The following is a 2,153-nucleotide window of genomic DNA, read 5'->3' as shown; positions in this document are numbered from 1 at the left end:
ATCTTGAGCCGTTCTACCCTGTCTTGCCTGAAATGGTTGCATTGTGTCAGGACGAGAACGTAATAGGTTGTGATTTCTATGTCATGAAACGGATTGAAGGCATCATTCCGCGAGCTAATTTACCCAAAGAATTACAATTGAATCAGTCACAAGTTCAACAGTTGTGTCTGAATGTTTTGGATAAATTAATTGAATTGCATCAAGTGCCATATCAAGGTACAGAACTGGAAAAACTGGGCAAAGGCGAAGGCTATTGCCGCCGTCAAGTTGAAGGTTGGGATGCACGTTATAGTAAAGCGCTTACGCCAAATGTACCTGATTTTAGCTTTGTGCGGGAATGGCTACAGCAACATATTCCAGCGGATTCTAAAACTTGTGTCATTCATAATGATTGGCGTTTTGATAATGTCATTTTAGATCCACAACAACCAACTACAGTGATCGGAGTACTGGACTGGGAAATGGCGACTATTGGTGATCCGCTGATGGATTTAGGCAGTGCTCTCGCCTACTGGATTCAAGAAGATGACGATGCTTTGATGAAGTCTAGTCGTCGTCAACCGACCAATCTACTAGGCATGCTGACACGTCAACAGGTGGTGGACTACTACTTGGAAAAAACTGGTTTGCAACCTGCCAATTGGGCATTTTATGAAGTATTTGGTTTGTTCCGTTTGGCGGTGATTGCTCAACAGATTTATTATCGTTATTACCATCAGCAAACCGATAATCCAGCCTTTAAGGATTTCTGGATCATGATTCATGCCTTACATATTCGGGCACTTAAATTAATTGCACAAAACAATGCTGAAGCACAGCAGTTAATTCCTGAATATGGAGCGAAATTACAGGATATTTTAAAACGATGACCACTATCTATTTGGTACGACATGGGCAGGCATCATTTGGCGCTGCGAGTTATGATCAGCTTTCAGCCAAAGGTGAACAACAGGCGCAGGTGGTGGGTGATTTTTTTAAACATACCTTGAAAGAACATCCTTTGGTGCTTGCAGGATCAATGCAGCGGCATCAGCAAACAGCACAATTGGCCTTGGCTCAAAGTTTTGATGATGCACCAATTCATACAGAGTCGGCTTGGAATGAGTTTGATCATCAACAAGTATTTGCCAAATATGATGAACGTTTTAATCAACCTGAGTTATTGAAGCAGGATGTTGAGTTAATTGCCAATCCACGTGCTTATCTTGCCAAAATTTTTGATGGCGCGATTGAACGCTGGATAGGAGAGCAATATGACCATGAATATCATGAGACATGGTTAGGCTTTCAAACACGTGTAGAAGGTGCTTTACATGGTTTATGTCAGCACATTGATGCCACACAACCACGTCAGGCTGTAGTGTTTAGTTCAGGTGGTGTGATTTCTGTGGCGGTTGGCAAGGTTCTAGGTTTGAATGCTAAACAGATTTTTGCGCTGAATTGGTCGATTGCCAATGCCAGTATCACCACATTGCGTTGGACAGATGGTCGTTTGCAATTACTCAGTTTCAATGAGCATCATTATTTGAAAGCGCGTGATGCTGAACTCTTAACATGGATATAAATAAGAATAGGTGAAGGAAATGACAAAGACGATTTTAATTACAGGTGCAAGTTCAGGTTTAGGCGCTGGGATGGCACGTGAATTTGCAGCCAAAGGCTACAATTTGGCATTGTGCGCACGCCGTTTAGATCGTTTGGAATCCTTACAACAAGAATTGCAAAGCCAGTTTGCAATTCAGGTCAAAATCAAAAGTCTTGATGTGACTCATTACGATGATGTTTTTACGGTTTTTAAAGCTTTTCAGCAGGAATTTGGGACAATTGACCGGATTATTGTCAATGCAGGTGTAGGTGATGGTCGTCGTATTGGTAAAGGGCATTTTGAAGTAAATCGTGCCACAGCGGAAACCAACTTTATTTCAGCATTGGCACAGTGCGAAGCAGCAGTTGAAATCTTCAGAGCGCAAAATAAGGGTCATTTGGTGGTGATCTCCTCAATGAGTGCAATGCGCGGTTTACCGAAGCATTTGTCGACCTATGCTGCGAGCAAAGCAGCAGTGGCACATTTAGCGGAAGGCATTCGTGCAGAGTTGTTGGATACGCCAATTAAAGTTTCAACCATTTTCCCTGGCTATATTCGTACTGAAATG

3 protein-coding genes are annotated in these 2,153 nt (G+C 42.4%); all 3 read left to right on the top strand.

Going from position 1 to position 2,153, the window contains the following annotated elements; all coding sequences use genetic code 11:
- Nucleotides 1-869, top strand: an 869-nt coding sequence (locus A2003_RS02045) for a phosphotransferase family protein (RefSeq protein ID WP_286686740.1), incomplete at its 5' end; no start/stop codon positions are given.
- Nucleotides 866-1,564: a histidine phosphatase family protein gene (locus A2003_RS02040; protein ID WP_004949960.1), complete on the top strand. Its 699-nt coding sequence runs from the start codon at nt 866-868 to the stop codon at nt 1,562-1,564. The genes A2003_RS02045 and A2003_RS02040, both read left to right, overlap by 4 nt.
- 19 nt (nt 1,565-1,583) lie before the next feature.
- Nucleotides 1,584-2,153: SDR family oxidoreductase (locus A2003_RS02035; protein ID WP_286686739.1), on the top strand; the 570-nt coding region annotated here is incomplete at its 3' end.

Origin of the sequence: Acinetobacter sp. GWC1_38_13, from assembly GCF_001767535.1 — a bacterium.
In the GTDB taxonomy this organism is placed as follows: domain Bacteria; phylum Pseudomonadota; class Gammaproteobacteria; order Pseudomonadales; family Moraxellaceae; genus Acinetobacter; species Acinetobacter junii.
Note: the sequence above shows the minus strand (reverse complement) of the source record. Positions and strands in the feature narration are given on the sequence as shown.

Coding starts and splice junctions, on each gene's coding strand:
- A2003_RS02040 (WP_004949960.1), top strand. CDS start 866: ATGACCACTATCTATTTGGTACGACATGGGCAGGCATCATTTGGCGCT.